The organism is Streptomyces sp. NPDC001848 (assembly GCF_042891915.1).
In the GTDB taxonomy this organism is placed as follows: Bacteria; Actinomycetota; Actinomycetes; order Streptomycetales; family Streptomycetaceae; genus Streptomyces.
In genome coordinates this window covers 52,404-68,445 of sequence record NZ_JBIATP010000021.1, presented here as the reverse complement: position 1 = coordinate 68,445, position 16,042 = coordinate 52,404, and the positions used below count along the sequence as shown (strand labels likewise).

General features: G+C 71.3%; 13 protein-coding genes and 1 pseudogene. 8 read left to right on the top strand and 6 right to left on the bottom strand.

The window, feature by feature from the left end; translation table 11 throughout:
* Nucleotide 1: 1 nt before the first annotated feature.
* From ACFYZJ_RS33570 to ACFYZJ_RS33555, 4 genes are all read left to right on the top strand, one after another.
* The gene (locus ACFYZJ_RS33570) at nt 2-772 is read left to right on the top strand and encodes a cytochrome c biogenesis CcdA family protein (RefSeq protein ID WP_388574470.1); all 771 of its coding nucleotides are present in this window, start codon (nt 2-4) and stop codon (nt 770-772) included.
* A 3-nt stretch (nt 773-775) separates the two neighbouring features.
* On the top strand, nt 776-2,671 hold the full coding sequence (locus ACFYZJ_RS33565) for a cytochrome c biogenesis protein ResB (RefSeq protein WP_388574468.1): 1,896 nt from the start codon (nt 776-778) through the stop codon (nt 2,669-2,671).
* Nucleotides 2,668-3,750, top strand: coding sequence for a c-type cytochrome biogenesis protein CcsB (ccsB, locus tag ACFYZJ_RS33560; protein ID WP_388574465.1), 1,083 nt, complete (start codon nt 2,668-2,670; stop codon nt 3,748-3,750). Before ACFYZJ_RS33565 ends, ccsB begins: the two co-directional genes overlap by 4 nt.
* A gap of 73 nt (nt 3,751-3,823) precedes the next feature.
* Nucleotides 3,824-4,222 (top strand): SRPBCC domain-containing protein, encoded by a 399-nt coding sequence (locus ACFYZJ_RS33555; RefSeq protein WP_388574462.1) that lies wholly within the window; start codon nt 3,824-3,826, stop codon nt 4,220-4,222.
* A gap of 42 nt (nt 4,223-4,264) precedes the next feature.
* On the opposite strand, the gene ACFYZJ_RS33550 is transcribed toward ACFYZJ_RS33555, so the two are convergent.
* The 4 genes from ACFYZJ_RS33550 to ACFYZJ_RS33535 all read right to left on the bottom strand — a co-directional run bounded on the left by ACFYZJ_RS33550 (nt 4,265) and on the right by ACFYZJ_RS33535 (nt 10,339).
* Nucleotides 4,265-5,806 (bottom strand): hypothetical protein, encoded by a 1,542-nt coding sequence (locus tag ACFYZJ_RS33550; RefSeq protein WP_388574616.1) that lies wholly within the window; start codon nt 5,804-5,806, stop codon nt 4,265-4,267.
* Between the two features lie 85 nt (nt 5,807-5,891).
* Nucleotides 5,892-8,042 carry a hypothetical protein gene (locus ACFYZJ_RS33545; protein WP_388574459.1) on the bottom strand — a complete coding sequence of 717 codons (2,151 nt, stop codon included), beginning with the start codon at nt 8,040-8,042 and terminating at the stop codon, nt 5,892-5,894.
* A 259-nt stretch (nt 8,043-8,301) separates the two neighbouring features.
* Nucleotides 8,302-9,267 (bottom strand): isopenicillin N synthase family dioxygenase, encoded by a 966-nt coding sequence (locus tag ACFYZJ_RS33540; RefSeq protein ID WP_388574456.1) that lies wholly within the window; start codon nt 9,265-9,267, stop codon nt 8,302-8,304.
* A gap of 94 nt (nt 9,268-9,361) precedes the next feature.
* Nucleotides 9,362-10,339, bottom strand: coding sequence for a zinc-binding alcohol dehydrogenase family protein (locus ACFYZJ_RS33535; protein WP_388574454.1), 978 nt, complete (start codon nt 10,337-10,339; stop codon nt 9,362-9,364).
* 94 nt (nt 10,340-10,433) lie between these two features.
* On the opposite strand from ACFYZJ_RS33535, the gene ACFYZJ_RS33530 reads away from it, so the two are divergent.
* From ACFYZJ_RS33530 to ACFYZJ_RS33520, 3 genes and pseudogenes are all read left to right on the top strand, one after another.
* Nucleotides 10,434-10,787 (top strand): ArsR/SmtB family transcription factor, encoded by a 354-nt coding sequence (locus ACFYZJ_RS33530; RefSeq protein WP_388574451.1) that lies wholly within the window; start codon nt 10,434-10,436, stop codon nt 10,785-10,787.
* Nucleotides 10,788-10,933: 146 nt separating this feature from the next.
* A complete protein-coding gene (locus tag ACFYZJ_RS33525; protein WP_388574448.1) occupies nt 10,934-12,979 on the top strand; it encodes a cell wall-binding repeat-containing protein in 2,046 nt (681 codons plus the stop codon).
* 194 nt (nt 12,980-13,173) lie between these two features.
* Nucleotides 13,174-13,521, top strand: a pseudogene (locus ACFYZJ_RS33520) (EamA family transporter); the annotation flags it as partial.
* Here ACFYZJ_RS33520 and ACFYZJ_RS33515 read toward each other — a convergent pair.
* Nucleotides 13,446-14,024 carry a LysR family transcriptional regulator gene (locus tag ACFYZJ_RS33515; RefSeq protein WP_388574445.1) on the bottom strand — a complete coding sequence of 193 codons (579 nt, stop codon included), beginning with the start codon at nt 14,022-14,024 and terminating at the stop codon, nt 13,446-13,448. The pseudogene ACFYZJ_RS33520 and the gene ACFYZJ_RS33515 sit on opposite strands and share 76 nt — an antisense overlap.
* A complete protein-coding gene (locus tag ACFYZJ_RS33510) occupies nt 14,024-14,422 on the bottom strand; it encodes a PLD nuclease N-terminal domain-containing protein (RefSeq protein WP_388574443.1) in 399 nt (132 codons plus the stop codon). The genes ACFYZJ_RS33515 and ACFYZJ_RS33510 overlap by 1 nt, the downstream gene beginning before the upstream one ends.
* 88 nt (nt 14,423-14,510) lie before the next feature.
* Between ACFYZJ_RS33510 and ACFYZJ_RS33505 the strand changes: the two genes are divergently transcribed.
* Complete coding sequence (locus ACFYZJ_RS33505) at nt 14,511-15,968, top strand: menaquinone biosynthesis decarboxylase (protein ID WP_388574440.1); 1,458 nt, start codon at nt 14,511-14,513, stop codon at nt 15,966-15,968.
* Nucleotides 15,969-16,042 lie beyond the last annotated feature (74 nt).

Genomic DNA, 16,042 nt, shown 5'->3' with positions numbered 1-16,042 from the left:
CGTGACGGCCGTCTCCACGCTCGCCGCCGAGGGCTACAACGGCACGGTGCTCAACGGAGCCCTGCTGGTCGCCCTCCCCGTCGCCCTGCTCGGCGGTCTCGTCTCCTTCTTCTCCCCGTGCGTCCTGCCGCTCGTCCCCGGCTATCTGTCGTATGTGACCGGGGTCACCGGCACCGACCTGGCCGAGGCCCGGCGCGGGCGGATGGTCGCGGGCGCCTCGCTGTTCGTGCTCGGCTTCACCGCCGTGTTCGTCTCCAGCGGGGCGCTGTTCGGGTTCTTCGGCTCCACCTTGCAGGAACACAAGGACGTCCTGTCCAAGGTGCTGGGCGCCTTCATGATCCTCATGGGCCTCTTCTTCATGGGGGCGATGCCCTGGTTCACCCAGCGGGAGTTCCGCTTCCACAAGCGGCCCGTGGCGGGCCTGGTCAGCGCCCCCGTACTGGGCGCGCTGTTCGGCATCGGCTGGACCCCGTGCATCGGCCCGACCCTGTCCTCGGTGCTGATGCTCTCCTCCGACCAGGGCAGCGCCGGCCGTGGCGCCCTCCTCACCGTGGCCTACTGCCTGGGCCTCGGCGTGCCCTTCGTGCTCGCCGCCGTCGCCTTCCGCAAGGCGCTCGGCGCGTTCGGCTGGGTCAAGCGGCACTACCAGTGGGTGATGCGCATCGGCGGCGGCATGATGATCGCGACCGGGCTGCTGCTCGTCACCGGTGCTTGGGACGGCATCGTGCAGCAGATGCAGAGCTGGTCCGACGGCTTCACGGTGGGGGTCTGATCCATGAGCGACACACGGAGCACCGACGTGCAGAGCGAGACCACGGACACCGCCGAGACGCCGGCCGCCGCCGAGCCCGCGGACACCGCCGCGGACGACCTCGGTGCGGCCGGTTCGCAACTGTCCACAGCCCCCGTCGAGACGGCCGTGCCCGGGTCCTTCGGCGGCTCCCGCGCCCCCGGCGCCAAGGGCTGGATCACCTGGACCGCACGGGAGATCATCGGCTGGGCCCGCTGGTTCTGGCGGCAGCTCACCTCCATGCGGGTCGCGCTGATCCTGCTGTTCCTGCTGTCGCTCGCCGCGGTCCCCGGCTCCCTGATCCCGCAGACCGGCCAGAACGCGCTGAAGGTCCAGGACTTCAAGAACTCGCACAAGACGCTCGGCGAGATCTACGACAAGCTCGGGCTGTTCCACGTCTACAGCTCGGTGTGGTTCTCCGCGATCTACATCCTGCTGTTCATCTCGCTCATCGGCTGCATCGTGCCGCGCACCGGGCAGTTCGTGGGGCAGCTCAGGAGCCGCCCGCCGGCCGCCCCCAAGCGGCTGACCCGGCTGCCCGCGTACGCGACCTGGCGCACCGACGCCGACCCCGAGCAGGTCCGCGAGGCCGCGCTGGCGGTGCTGGGGCGGCGCCGCTTCCGCGCGCATGTCGCCGGGGACGCGGTGGCCGCCGAGAAGGGCTATCTGCGCGAGGCCGGCAACCTGCTCTTCCACATCGCGCTCGTGGTGATGCTGGTCGCCTTCGCCTGGGGCCAGCTGTACAAGACCGAGGGCAACAAGCTGATCGTCGAGGGCGACGGGTTCTCCAACACCCTCACCCAGTACGACGACTTCAAGTCCGGCAACCTCTTCACCGACGACGACCTGGTGCCGTTCAGCTTCACCCTCAACAAGTTCACCGGCACCTACGAGCGCAACGGCCCCAACAAGGGCACCCCGCGCACCTACCAGGCGAACATCACCTACAGCGTGGGCGCCTACGGCAAGGACAAGAACACCACCATCAAGGTCAACGAGCCGTTGAACATCGGTGACGCCAAGGTCTACCTGGTCAGCCACGGCTACGCGCCCGTCGTCACCGTCCGCGACGGCAAGGGGAACGTCGTCTTCCATGACGCGGTGCCGCTGTTGCCGATCGACCCCAACGTGACCTCGCAGGGCGCCATCAAGGTCCTCGACGGCTTCAAGAACGCCCAGGGCCAGTCCGAGCAGCTCGGCTTCCCCGCGTTCTTCGTGCCGACCTTCGCGGGCGCCGGCCAGGGCACGATGTTCTCCCAGTTCCCGGCGCTCGACTACCCGGTGCTCGCGGTGTCCGCGTACCACGGCGACCTGGGCGTCAACGCGGGCATCCCGCAGAACGTGTACCAGCTGGACACCAAGGCCAGGGGCCTGAAGCCGTACAAGGACGCCAAGGGCGACATCGTCAAGGCCCGCCTGCTGCCCGGCGAGACCATGAAGCTGCCGGGCGGCAACGGCTCGATCACCTTCGACAAGCAGATCAAGGAGTGGGCCGGCTTCCAGGTGGTGCAACAGCCCGGCACCGGGTGGGCGCTCGGCGGCGCGATCGCCGCGATCTTCGGCCTGGCCGCCTCGCTGTTCATCCAGCGCCGCCGCGTGTGGGTGCGCGCGACGACCGGCGCCGACGGCGTCACCGTCGTGGAGATGGCGGCCCTCGGCCGTAGTGAGTCCGCGAAGGTGCCCGAGGAACTGGGCGACCTGGCCGCGCTGGTCCACGAGCACGCCCCCACGAAGACCGACGAGAGCGACGAGACGGAATCGTCCGACGAGACCGAATCATCCGACGAGTCCGCCGACGACGTGACCCCCGACGCCGACCCCGAACAGGAGCCGGACGCCGCAACCCCCGTACCTGCCGCTGAAGGGGCTCAGAAAAAGTGACCCTCGCCACCGCCACCAACGAACACCTCGCGAACATCAGCAACACACTGATCTACTCCGCGATGGCCGTCTACACCCTGGCCTTCTTCGCGTACATCGCCGAATGGCTGTTCGGCAGCCGCAGCAAGGTGGCCCGCACCGCCGCCGCGCTCACCGCCGACGCCGCGAAGAAGACCGAGGCGCCCGCGGTCACGGTCAAGAAGGCCGGGGGCACCGCGGTCCTGGAGCGGCCCAAGGTGGTCACCCGTGCCGCGGCCGGCGCCCGTGACGTGCCGGACGGCCCCGGCGCCCACGGCGGCGACGAGCAGGGCGACCTGTACGGCCGGGTCGCGGTGTCCCTCACCGTGCTCGCCTTCCTCGTCGAGCTCGGCGGTGTGATCGCCCGGGCGGCCTCCGTGCAGCGGGCGCCGTGGGGCAACATGTACGAGTTCAACATCACGTTCTCCACGGTCGCCGTCGGCGTCTACCTCGCGCTGCTCGCGCTGAAGAAGAACGTGCGCTGGCTCGGCCTCTTCCTGGCCACCACGGTCCTGCTCGACCTCGGCCTCGCCGTCACCGTCCTGTACACGGCGAGCGACCAGCTGGTCCCGGCCCTGCACTCGTACTGGCTGTACATCCACGTCTCCACCGCGATCGTCTGCGGCGCGGTCTTCTACGTCGGCGCGGTCGGCACGATCCTCTACCTCTTCAAGGACTCCTACGAGAACAAGCTGGCGAACGGCGGCACGCCCGGCACCTTCGCCACCTCCGTCCTGGAGCGGCTGCCGTCCTCGGCGTCCCTGGACAAGTTCTCCTACCGCGTGAACGCCGCCGTCTTCCCGCTGTGGACGTTCACGATCATCGCGGGCGCCATCTGGGCGGAGTCGGCCTGGGGCCGCTACTGGGGCTGGGACCCGAAGGAGACCTGGGCGTTCATCACCTGGGTCGCCTACGCCTGCTACCTGCACGCCCGCTCCACGGCCGGCTGGAAGGGCCGCAAGGCGGCGTACATCGCGCTCATCGCCTTCGGCTGCTGGCTGTTCAACTACTACGGCGTGAACATCTTCGTCGGCGGCAAGCACTCGTACGCGGGCGTGTGAGTCCCGCCGTCCCTGCCTCTGCCGTACGCCGGGCAAGGATGCGGAACGTTCCCCCGGGAGTGACGCTGGTGTCGTGACCGATCCGATCGAAGAGGGCACCGCCGAGCGCCGGGGGGACGCGTTCGTACGGCACTACCTGCTGCGCCTGCCCCGCCCGGTGGAGGAGGTCTGGCCGGTGCTGGCCTCCGCCGCGGGCCTCGCGGAGTGGCTGGCCCCCGCCGAGCCGTTCGAACCACGGCTCGGCGGGGCGGTCGGACTGCGGCTCCCGGACGGTCCGGCCGAGGGCCGGATCACGGCCTGGGACGTGGAACGGGTCGCCGAGTACACGGTCGAGGGCCGCGGCCGTATCCGTTTCCACCTGGAGCCCGGCCGTCCGACGGGGACGACGGTTCGGTTCACGCACGAGAGCGGGCAGGACAGGGACCCGGGCTGGCGGGAACGGTTCGAACGCCTGTTGGGGGCCTTGGCCTAGCCAAGTACTCCGGTGCGGAACCAGACGTTCCGTCGACAGGGATCAGGCGGGCGGCAGGCACTCCTTGGCCGGCGGACGGCCCTCGGGCCAGGCGATCCGCACGAACCACGCACCCCCGGACGGGGTGAGCTCCACGATCGGTACGGCCTTGTCGTACGGGTTCCCGTGCACGTCGAGGCAGATCCATCCGCTCGCCCCGTCCACCCGGTGCGAGCCCTTCATGAACGCCCACTCGTTCACCACGTCCGTCAGCGCCGGCATCGCGGCCCCGGTCGGCGTGGCCTCCCGCAGCCCCTGCACCGCGAGCCGCATGGCGTCGTACGCGATGATCAGCTGTCCGTCGGCGAGATCCACCGGCCCGATCGGCCCCACCGGCTGCTTCGCGCCGCGAGCGATCAGTCCGTCCAGCTCCTGTGCGTCCGCCGCGCTGCCGCCCGTCCGGGCCGTCTCCTTCTTCCACGCGTCGGGATGCGCGAGCGCGGTGTAGCGCACGGACAGGTTGCGGCTGAGGGCTTTCCAGTCGAGCCGCTTGTCCCCGTTGAGGTACGAGCCCTCGTCGCCCGTGAGCACGGTGAGCCGGTGGTCCATACAGCCGCGCCCGCCCAGCGCGTTGACGAACTGCCGCAGCTGGGTGTGACGCCCGGCGAACAGGACGGTGTCGGTGGACTTCGGGGTGTCACAGACCAGTTGGGTGATCTGCCGGAACTGGTTCGCGGTCGTGCCCTCCTGCGTGCGGTCATCAGGTGGCGTGAACGGCTGCGCCTGGTACGGCGATCCGGCCACCAGCTTCTCGAACGCGCTCTGCAGGGTCCGCGTGTAGGGGTCGCCCGGTTTGTCGTAGACCAGCAGTGCGTTGCCGCCGGAGACCCGGGCGAAGGAGGCGAGCGCGCGCGCCGAGTCGCTGTTGGTGGGGGCGACCCGGGCGAGTCCCGGGTAGGGGTCCTTGCCGTCGGCCCCGTTGGCGAGGCTGTCGGCGGTGATGGAGGAGCCGACGACCGGGATGCCGCGGTGGGTCAGCTCCTTGACGGCGGCCCGGTTGTTGTCGGTGCTCAGCCCTATCCCGGTCACCGCCCGCAGCCGGTCGGCGCCCTCGGCCATCCGCGCCAGCCGGTCGACCACGCGCGGCCAGTAGGACCCGTCGCGGCCGGTGTTGGCGAGCACCAGCCGGATCTGCGGGGTCTCGCCGGTGGCACCGTGGTTGGCCCGGTACTGGGCGAGGTAGGCGCCCTGGATCTCGTGCAGTGTGTCGTCGACGCTGTCCGGGTCCTGCGCGGTGAACGGTTCGAACAGCGCGACGGTGACGTAACCGCCGGACTTAAGAGCGTCGTTCTCCCGGTACACCGCCTTCACGACGTCGGCGAACCGCGGTTGACCGAAGTCGTACGCCGTCGTGGACACGCCCACGCAGTCGCCGCCGTCCAGGCGGGCCACGCCCGGGGCACAGGAGGGCTGCCGTCCGACGTAGGTGACGACGGCCCACGCGGTGCCGGCCACCAGCACCGCGGCGAGCAGCAGCGCCGCATACCGGCGGAAGCGGATCTCCCAGACGTCCTCGCGCAGCCAGGTCCACCAGCGTGCCGCCATCATCGCCCCCCGTTCTCGTACGGTCCGCAGGGACCACCTTGGTCACCGCGACCACTCCGGCCACACGGTCCGCACCGGCCCACCGTCACGCCGCCCCTCCCCGGTCCCCGTCCTCGTCGTCGCCGGGGATGCGCAGCGGCCGTCCGGCCAGCGCGTCCGTCGGCCAGTCCCGCGAGGCCCGCCACAGCAGGGCGGTCCCCGAGGGCCGCAGGTTCGACAGCTGCTCCAGTTCGAAGCGCAGCCGCTCGGCCACTTTCACATCGGGCAGCACCAGCGGGTCGGTGAGCTGCCACACCGCGTGCAGCAGCCGCCGCACCCGCAGGTGCAGGACGGGATCCACGCCCTGCGGCGGCCGCTGCTCGGCGTCCGTGCGGCCGAGCGCGACCGCGGCCCGGTGGTCGTGGCCGTGACCGCCGTCGAAGTCCCGGCCCTCGGGGTCGTGCGCGTGGAAGTAGGGCGCGGACGCGATGAACACCAGCGCGGACAGCCACGTGCCGACATCCGTTCCGGTGAAGGTGTCGCGCAGATGGGCCACCGCGAAGTCCGCCTTGCCGAGGGCGAGTTCGTGGTGCAGCCGGTAGCGTGCGGCGTCCGCCCCGCCCTGCTCGCCGTAGTGGTCGACGAGCGTGCGGTGCGCCGCCTGCCACTGGGCGTGGTCCGCGTCGAGGTGGTGCAGCCGCAGCAGGAGCAGCGCACGCAGGAACGGGTCACCGACGAACTGGCCGGGCGCGCTCGGCCACCCCTCCGCGGCGAGCCGTTCCTCCAGACCGAGCACCCCGGCCGCGCCGAAGTCGTCCGGGAGGCGGTCCCGGGCGAGCGCCAGCGCGGACGGGCGGTCGTGGGCGGTCGCGAGTACCGTCAGCTCGTCGAGCCGCCCGCCCGGGACCAGCCGGTCCAGCAGCTCCTGGTAGGCGGGGCGGCCGTCGTGGTCGTCGTGGACGGTGACGTCCCCGGTGAGCAGGGCGCCGAGGGACGCGGCCCCGCGCGGCAGGTTCTGCCGGGCCGACTCGGCGAGCAGGGTGATGCCGAGCGGACTGCCGCCGGTGAGCCGGTGTGTGGCGTGGGGGAGTTGGGGCGGTACGTCGACGCCCCGGCACACCGCGCCCACGATGTGCAGGGTGTCGTCCGGTTTGAGCGGCGGCAGCGACACGAGCAGCGCCCGGGAGGACGGGGAGGCGCCGGGCTCCCAGCCGGTGGTGCGGGCGACCTCGGTCAGGGTGCGGCGGGCGGCGTTGCGCAGTGCCATGGGGGTCCCCCCACTCGAGTGAAGTCGAGAGTGCGGGAGGGTGTAGCCGCGCAGGGCCGCGAAGAAGACGACCTGGTCGCGGATGCCGTCCGCGCGGTCGCGCAGGACGCACTCCATCAGGCCGCGCCCGGCGGGTTCCTGCACGTTGTCGACCAGGATCACCGGGCGGCCGACGCGGCGGGAGCGCTGCACCACCCCGGCGTAGGCGTCGTCGAGGTCGGCGAGCAGGGCCCGGACGAGGTGGCGCTCGGCGTGGGTGCGGGAGTCGCCGCCGGCCCGGAAGTGTCCGGACAGCAGGATGAGCCCCAGCTTGGGGTTGCCGCCCGCGTTCGGGTAGTCGCGGTACCAGGTGGCCGCCCTGCGCAGCCGGCGGTGGGTGGGCGAGACGCCCTCGCTGAAGGACTCCAGGGTCGCCTCGATGATCGGCTCGACGACGGGCCCGGTGTTCGACATGGACGCGATCAGTTTGGCGACCACCTTGCTCACCCAGCGGCCCGCGAAGCCGTCCAGGAAGGACCGGGAGTCGTTCAGCAGCAGGATCCGCTCGGCCTCCTGCCGGATGCGCGGTACGTCTCGGTCGCCCCAGCCGCCCGCCGCGACCGCGAGCAGCCCGGAGGCGAGCCTGGGGAACCCGATCCGCCGGGCGCCCGTGACCGGCTCGGCGAGCTGCTCGGCGACGGTGGTCAGCGCCTGCGCGACCGGTGACCAGACCTCGCCGGGCCGCTCCGGCGGCGGCCCGGCGAACTGCGGCTCCTCACCGTCGATCAACGCGACGGGCGTGTGCCCCCGGTAGGCGGCCCGCACCTCGGCGAGCAGGGCGCTCTTGCCCAGGCCGCGCCCGCCCGCGAACACCACGAACGGCAGGTCGCCCTCGTGCTCGTACGGACAGGAGCGGAGCTGGTGCGGCCGCAGACCGACGAGCCGCGAGGCGAGCCCGGGCGGCTCGGTGTCGAACAGAGGCTCCCGGCCGTGCAGCCGTCTGTCGTCCACCGCATCTCCCCCCGGCGCGGTCCGCTTCGATGTGCTGCTGTGGGATGTACCCAGATCTGTGCCGTACCCAGGCGTGAGCCGTACCCAGATCTGTGCCGTACCCAGGCGTGAGCCGTACCCAGATGTGAGCCGTACCCAGATGTGAGCCATACCCAGAAGGGAGGTATACCCAGACCACCGTTGAAAAATGGGCAGTTGATCCGGACCGGGGCACAGCGTGACGGTCGGGTCGCGGAAGTTCTCCGTTTCGGACCGGTCCTCAGCCCACTGTGATCGAGTCCAGCTTCTGCCGCAGATACACGTGCGAGTCCACCGGCTCGTACGCCACCCGTCCCACCGGCGCCGGCACCGACTCCACGATCGTCCCCGGGGTGCACTCGCCGAAGTAGACCAGGGACATCAGCTCCTCGGTGGGGGAGTCCGCCGGGGGCGGCAGCACCCGATGGCGGCCGGAGCGCCAGCGGTCGCCGGTCCAACGGGCCATCAGATCACCGATGTTGATGGTGAACGCCTCCGGGTCGTACGGGGCGTCCTCCCAGCCGCCGTCGTCCGTCCACACCTGCAGACCGCCCTTGCCCGCCTGCCGGTCCAGGATCGTGACGGTGCCGAAGTCGGTGTGCGGGCCGATGCGGAACTGGCCCGGCTCCGGCTCACCCACCACCTCCGTGCCCGGATACCAGTTGATGTTGAAGCCATATGTCGGGTGGCCCATGTGGCGCGTGAAGAAGTCCGGTTGCCGGCCCAGGGCCTCACCCAGCAGCGACAGCAGGTGGTTCTCCAGCCGCGTCATCCGTGTCAGGTACTCCTCGCACAGCCCGCTCAGCTCGGGCACCTCCGCCGGCCACACGTTGGGCGCGTACCATTCCGCGTTGACCTTCGGGTCCTCGAACGGCTCCCGCGTCGCGAACGTCAGCGACTCCTTCAGGTCGGGCGGGGTCTCGGTGCCCTCCGCATAGCCGTTGGCCTCGGCCCCCGGACCGAGCCAGCCGCGTCCGCCGACCTTGGCCGCGTACTTCTCCTTGACCTCGACGGGCAGGGTGAAGAAGCTCCGCGCGACCGCACGGATCTGCTCGCGCAGGGACGGGTCCACGCCGTGGCCGGTGACGAGCAGGAACCCGGCGGTCTGCAGGGCCTCGTCGACGGTACGGGCGGTCCGGGCGCGGGCGTCGGGGGCGCCGTCCAGCCAGGGGCGCAGGTCGATGGTGGGGATACGGGGCTCGGTCACGGTCGTGCTCCTGCCTGAAGTCGATGCCGCAGTGCTCACTCCACAGAACCGGGTTTTTCCCGAAGAGGTCGCGCGTCAGACCGAGGAAGAGGGCTCAGGAGGCCGCCACCCGCAGCAGCAGCTTCCCCGTGCTGGTGCGGGCCCCCATCAGCCGGTGCGCCTCTGCCGCCTCCTGAAGGGGGAACTCCGCCGTCACGGGCAGGGTCACCGTGCCGTCGAGTGCCGTCGCGAAGGCGCGTTCGGCCAGGGTGCGCAGGTCGTCCGGGGCCGTCTCGGCGAGGGTGAGGACGGAGAAGCCGGCCACCGACAGCGCGCGCGGGTACAGCTCCGGCTGACCGACCGTCCAGGCCGCCTCCCCGCTCGCGTTGCCGTAGGAGACCAGGCGGCCGAAGCGGGCCAGCGACGCCAGGCCGGCGCGGAGCGTCGCGCCGCCGACCGGGTCCAGGGCGAGGTCGACGCCACGGCCGTTCGTGGCGGCGCGCACCGGCTCCTCGAAGTCGCCCACGAACACGTCGTCGTAGCCGTACCGCCGCGCGTACGCCGCCTTCGCCGCGCCGGAGACCACCCCGTACACCCCCGCGGCCCCCGCGGCCTTCGCCAACTGGCCCACCGCCGTCCCCACTCCGCCCGCGGCCCCCTGCACGAGGACCGTCTCGCCGGGCTGCAGCCGGCCCACCGTGTGGACGAGCGCGTACGCCGTCGGCAGGACCGAGGGCAGGGTGGCGCCGGTGCGCAGGCCGACCCCGTCCGGCAGGGGGAACGTGGTCGCGGCGTCGGCGACTACCACGTCCGCGTACGCGCCGCCCTGGGTCAGCGCGGCCACCTCCTGGCCGACGGCGAGACCGCTGACACCGGCGCCGAGGGCCCGTACGCGTCCGGAGAGCTCAAGGCCGGGCCGGAAGGGGAGGGACGGCACCCGGTAGCCGTCGGAGCGTGCCTTGAGGTCGGCGAAGTTCACGCCCACGTAGGCGGCGTCGATGCTCACCTGGCCGGGGCCCGGCTCGGGGACGTCCGCCTCCACCACCTTCAGGACCTCGGGACCGCCGTGCTCCACGAACTCGACCGCGCGCATGGCACGCTCCTCCATGAGTGTTCAACAGAAAGCGAACACTCGGGAGTGTATGGTTTTGATCGAACACTCGGCAAGCGGATTCCGGGAGGACGGCATGGCGCAACGCGGCACCACCGGGCATCGTGTCGCGCCCGAGCACGTCCACCCGGACGACGTTCCCGTCCAGGTCGCGCTCGCCGCCCTCGCCGACCCCGTACGCCTCACGCTGGTCCGGGAGCTGGCGGGCTGCCCCGACTGGTCCCGCAGCTGCGGCAGCTTCGACGTGCCCGTGGGCAAGGCCGCGCTGAGCCACCACTTCACGGTGCTGCGGGCGGCGGGCCTGGTGGAACAGCGCGACGAGGGGCCGAGGCGCGTCAACCGCCTCAGGCGCGCGGAGTTCGACGCCCGCTTCCCGGGGCTCCTCGACCTGGTGCTGCGCCCGGACCCGCAGAACACCCCTCATTCGTAACTCTGTTCCCCTGCGGCCTCGGCGGGCACTACAGTTGCCCAGCCGTTGTGGTGCGACTGCGAGTCGACCGGGGGACGTACGCCGACCCGCCCCGCGCGGCCCACTTCTTTCGATGCCACGCATCCGATCCATGGGGGGTCGACAACTTGAGACTGTTCACGCGCCGCCGCGCCGCGGCGCTCGCGACCGCGGCGGCGCTCGCCGCGGTGGGCACCCTGGCGGCCGCGCCCGGTGCCGCCGCCGACGACGCGGGCCCGTGGCCCGGCACCGAGGGCAAGATCCTCGTCGACGGGCCGGCGCTGATCGACCCGGCCACCGGTGCCACGACCCAGGTGCCGAACCAGGGCGGCGACTACGCCGCCTGGGCCCCGGACGGCAGCCGGCTCATCGCCTCCGCCGGTCAGATCTCCAGCATCCGGCCCAACGGGACCGCCAGGATCACCCTTCCCTGGGCGCAGGGTGTGCGCTCCAGCGCCGAGTACCAGGACCTGACCTTCTGGTGGGGTGGCCGCTTCGTCGTCTTCTCCACCGGCGGACAGCTCGCCTACGGCCCCTCCGACGGCTCGTTCGCACCGCGCCCGCTGCTGTCGGCCACACAGGAGCCGTCCACCATCTGTGACACCGACCCGACCGTCAGCCCGCAGGGCCTCGTCGCCTTCGAGCGCCGCAAGAACTACGGCTGCTACGACAACGACGGTGTCTACGTCTACGACCCGGCCACGAAGACGCTCAAGCGCGTTCTGACCGACGCCGGGCAGCCCGCCTACTCGCCGGACGGCACCAAGCTGGCCTTCGTCCGCAAGGACGCCGGCGGCCACCCCCAGATCTTCACGGCGAACGCCGACGGCACCGACGTCCAGCAGCGCACCACCGACGCCCGCTGGTACGCCAACCCGTCCTGGTCGCCCACCGGCAAGCGGATCCTCGTCGACGCCGACACCTCCGGCGACAGCATCGGCGTGCACACCACCGAGTACGTGGACCTGGCCGACGGGGCGGTCACCAAGGTCGCCGACCACCCCTACGGCTCCTTCGGTTACAACCCGAGCTGGCAGCCGCTGCGCAAGAACAGCACCGGCCGGGTGTGGGGCGCCGACGCCTCCGCGACCACCGTCGCCGGGTCGCGCTGGACCTGGAACACCGTCGGCGCCCCGAGCGTGCCGGGCCTGATGAACGCCAGGGCCGCGGTGCTGGTCAACCGGGACGTCTCGGCCTACTCGCTCACCGCGCCCGCGCTGGCCGGCAAGAAGGGCGGGCCGGTGCTGATGACGCCGGGGACCGGGCTGACCTCGGCGGTGAAGAACGAGCTGAAGCGGGTGCTGAAGCGAGGGGCGAACGTCTACCTCGTCGGCGGTACCTCGATCCTGAGCAACACGGTCGCCTCCCAGGTGAAGGCGCTCGGTTTCACCCCGCAGCGGCTGGCGGGCGCCGACCGCTGGGCGACCTCGGTCCAGGTGGCCAAGTCCGTCACCGGCGCGCCGAAGTACGTGTTCCTGGCCACCGGCACCGACTACCACTCGGCCCTCGCCGCCGCCGCGGCGGCCGGCGCGGACGGCACGAGCAGCGCGGGCAGCGTGGTCCTCACCAACGGCAACAAGCTGACCGCGTCGGTGAAGGCCTACCTCAACGGTCTCGACCCCAAGAAGACCATGATCATCACGGTGGACTCCGCGGCGAAGTACGCGCTGACCCACACGTCCTTCTCCAACTGGCCCTCGACGTACACGTACTACCCGATCACGTCGAGCACCGACGAGGGCACCGCGGTCGCCCTCGCCAGGTTCTGGTGGAGCGCGCCCGGCCAGGTCGCCCTCGTGAGCAGCGGCAGCTGGCGCGACGGACTCTCCGCGGGCGCGGCGATGAACGTCTTCGGCCCGGTGCTGTGGACCTCGGGCACCAGCCTGTCCGGCACGGTCAACAGCTACCTGACGCAGGAGTCGGCGAGCGTGCAGTTCGCGACCACCTTCGGCGGCACCGGCTCCGTCACGGCGGCCACGCTGAACACGGCGGGCGCCTCGATCAGCGCGGGCCCGGGACAGTACGTGTACCACCCGTTCTACAACGGCGTCGTCCCTTCGGCGCAGGGCGCCTTCGCGCCGCGCACCGACGGCGACGCCACGACGGCGGCACGCTCGGGCCCGATGGGCGCCGACCCGCACCTGGACGGCTTCAGGACGACCCACCGGCAGTAGCCGGCCGAGCGGGGCGGCCACTGGTCACGGTGGCCGCCCCGCGACCATGACGTGAGCGTCCCCAGCCCGTCGACGGCGCCGATGGGCCCATCGGCAGTACGCCCCACCAGCGCGTGGACCCGTCCACCCACCCGCTCGTAGCGTCCAGGACATGAACCCCTGAGACCAAGGGCACGGCCCAGCTGACGACCGCCATGGTGCTCTCCGGCACCCTCGGTGTCTTCGTCGTCGAGTCGGGCGCCTCACCCTTCGACGTCGTCTTCTTCCGCGTCCTGTTCGGCGCCCTCGCCCTCGGCGCCTACGTCACGGCCCGCGGCCGGCTGCGCGGCCACGGCTTCACCCGACGCACCCTGGCCCTCGCCGTCCTCGGCGGGGTGTTCATCGTGTTCAACTGGGTGCTGCTGTTCGAGTCGTACCGGAACACGTCCATCTCCGTGGCGACGGTCGTGTACCACACACAGCCGTTCTACGTCGTGCTGCTGGGCGCCCTGCTGTTCCGCGAGCGGCTCACCGCGGCCAAGGTCGGCTGGGTGGCCGCCGCCACCAGCGCCAGCGGCTCCACCGCCAGCACCTCCGACTCCAGCCCGGCGTGCTCGTCCTCCTCCTCCATCAGGAAGCCCAGGTCGTACGTCCCCTGCCGGAGCGCCAGCCGGGTCTCGTCGCCGATGGTGGTGCGCAGCGCCAGGCGCACCCCCGGGTAGCGGTGGTGGAAGAACTCCAGCAGTGGGGGCAGACGGTACGACGTCAGCGACTCCATGGTGCCGACGGTCAGGGTGCCGGCCGGCTCCTCGGCACCGGTCACCGCCGCCCGTGCCTCGTCGCTGAGCTCGATGATCGGCCGGGCGTAGGGCAGCAGCCGCTCGCCCGCCTCGGTCAGCCGGATGCGGCTGCCCAGCCGGTCGAACAACTCCACGCCGAGCGACGACTCCAGGGCCCGGATCTGGGCCGTCACACTGGACTGCGCGTACGCCAGCTCGGCCGCGGCCCGGGTGAAGCTCAGGACGGTGGCGACCTTCTCGAAGGTGACCAGCAGCCTGAGTTCCATCAGTCGGCCGCGGGCCCCTCGCCCCGCTCCCGGCGCCGCAGCTCCTCCTCACGGCGGCGCAGGTCGGCCTCCCACTCCTTGAGCAGGGCCTCGTCCTTCTTGTTCTCTTCCCTGAGGGACTTCAGGAACTCGGGGTTGTCGTCGGGTGCGACCCAGGTGGTGCGGTGGTTGCGGTGCCACTCGGAGGGCGTGGCGCCGTTCGCCGCCACCGGCCCCCGGTGCTTGCCGGCCACCAGCCAGGCGATCGGGCCGACCAGCACCTCGCCGAAGAGCAGGATGACGATGACCCACACCACCTTCGGCAGCCCGCGCACCTGCTCCTCGGGAGTGTTCAGGCAGTCGATGAAGGCGTATATCCACAGCGCCAGGACCAGCAGGAAGGGCAGATACCTGAACATGGTGGTGCGATCCCCCAGGAGACGGCGAGGGGCGTGCGACGGGCCCCGGTGACGGGGTCAGGGTAGCGGGTGGCAGATACTGGGACGCATGGCTTATGACGATCTTCGGTCCCTGCTCCGGGCGCTGGAGCGCGAGGGAGACCTCAAGCGCATCAAAGCCGAGGTCGACCCCTATCTGGAGGTCGGGGAGATCGTCGACCGGGTGCAGAAGTCCGGCGGTCCCGCGCTGCTCTTCGAGAACGTGCGCGGGTCGAGCATGCCGCTGGCGATGAACGTCTTCGGCACCGACCGGCGGCTGCTGAAGTCCCTCGGCCTGAAGTCGTACGACGAGATCTCCGAGAAGATCGGCGGCCTGCTCAGGCCCGAGCTGCCGCACGGGTTCGTCGGCGTGCGCGAGGCCTTCGGGAAGCTCGGGGCGATGGCGCACGTGCCGCCCAGGAAGGTGAAGGCCGACAGCGCGCCCGTCCAGGAAGTCGTGCTGCACGGCGACGACGTCGACCTCGACACCCTGCCCGCCCTGTTCACCTGGCCCAAGGACGGCGGCTCCTTCTTCAACCTGGGGCTCACCCACACCAAGGACCCGGAGAGCGGGATCCGCAACCTCGGGCTGTACCGCCTCCAGCGCCACGACAAGCGCACCATCGGCATGCACTGGCAGATCCACAAGGACAGCCGCAACCACTACCAGGTGGCGGCCCGGCGCGGCGAGAGGCTGCCGGTCGCCATCGCCTTCGGCTGCCCGCCCGCCGTGACCTACGCCGCCACCGCGCCGCTGCCCGGTGACATCGACGAGTACCTGTTCGCCGGGTTCATCGCGGGCAAGCGGATCGAGATGGTCGACTGCAAGACGGTGCCGCTCCAGGTCCCGGCGAACGCCGAGGTGGTCCTGGAGGGCTGGCTGGAGCCCGGCGAGATGCTGCCGGAGGGCCCGTTCGGCGACCACACCGGCTTCTACACCCCGCAGGAGCCCTTCCCGGCGCTGACGATCGACTGCGTCACCATGCGCCGCCGCCCGCTGCTCCAGTCCATCGTCGTGGGCCGCCCGCCGACGGAGGACGGACCGCTCGGCCGCGCCACGGAGCGCTTCTTCCTGCCGCTGCTGAAGATCATCGTGCCGGACATCGTGGACTACCACCTGCCCGAGGCGGGCGGCTTCCACAACTGCGCGATCGTCTCCATCGACAAGAAGTACCCCAAGCACGCCCAGAAGGTGATGCACGCCGTCTGGGGCGCGCACATGATGTCCCTCACCAAGCTGATCGTGGTCGTCGACGCCGACTGCGACGTCCACGATCTGCACGAGGTCGCCTGGCGCGCCCTCGGCAACACGGACTACGCCCGTGACCTCACCGTCGTCGAAGGCCCCGTCGACCATCTCGACCACGCCTCCTACCAGCAGTTCTGGGGCGGCAAGGCGGGCATCGACGCGACGAAGAAGTGGCCCGAGGAGGGCTACACCAGGGACGGCGGCTGGCCCGACATGGTCCTGTCCGATCCGGAGACATCCGAACGGGTGACGCGACGCTGGAAGGAGTACGGGCTGTGATGCCTATCGACATGCTGGAAGCAGGCAGCGCGGAGACGGGGTTCCCCCGCCGACGCGGGGGTGATCCGGAGTAC

What these genes read in the sequence shown, in the direction of transcription:
- ACFYZJ_RS33565 (WP_388574468.1), top strand. Translation starts at nt 776, where the DNA reads ATGAGCGACACACGGAGCACCGACGTGCAGAGCGAGACCACGGACACC.
- ACFYZJ_RS33550 (WP_388574616.1), bottom strand. Translation starts at nt 5,806, where the DNA reads ATGGCGGCACGCTGGTGGACCTGGCTGCGCGAGGACGTCTGGGAGATC.
- ACFYZJ_RS33535 (WP_388574454.1), bottom strand. Translation starts at nt 10,339, where the DNA reads ATGCGCGCGGTCGAGTTCGTGGAGCACGGCGGTCCCGAGGTCCTGAAG.
- ACFYZJ_RS33530 (WP_388574451.1), top strand. Translation starts at nt 10,434, where the DNA reads ATGGCGCAACGCGGCACCACCGGGCATCGTGTCGCGCCCGAGCACGTC.
- ACFYZJ_RS33515 (WP_388574445.1), bottom strand. Translation starts at nt 14,024, where the DNA reads ATGGAACTCAGGCTGCTGGTCACCTTCGAGAAGGTCGCCACCGTCCTG.
- ACFYZJ_RS33510 (WP_388574443.1), bottom strand. Translation starts at nt 14,422, where the DNA reads ATGTTCAGGTATCTGCCCTTCCTGCTGGTCCTGGCGCTGTGGATATAC.
- ACFYZJ_RS33505 (WP_388574440.1), top strand. Translation starts at nt 14,511, where the DNA reads ATGGCTTATGACGATCTTCGGTCCCTGCTCCGGGCGCTGGAGCGCGAG.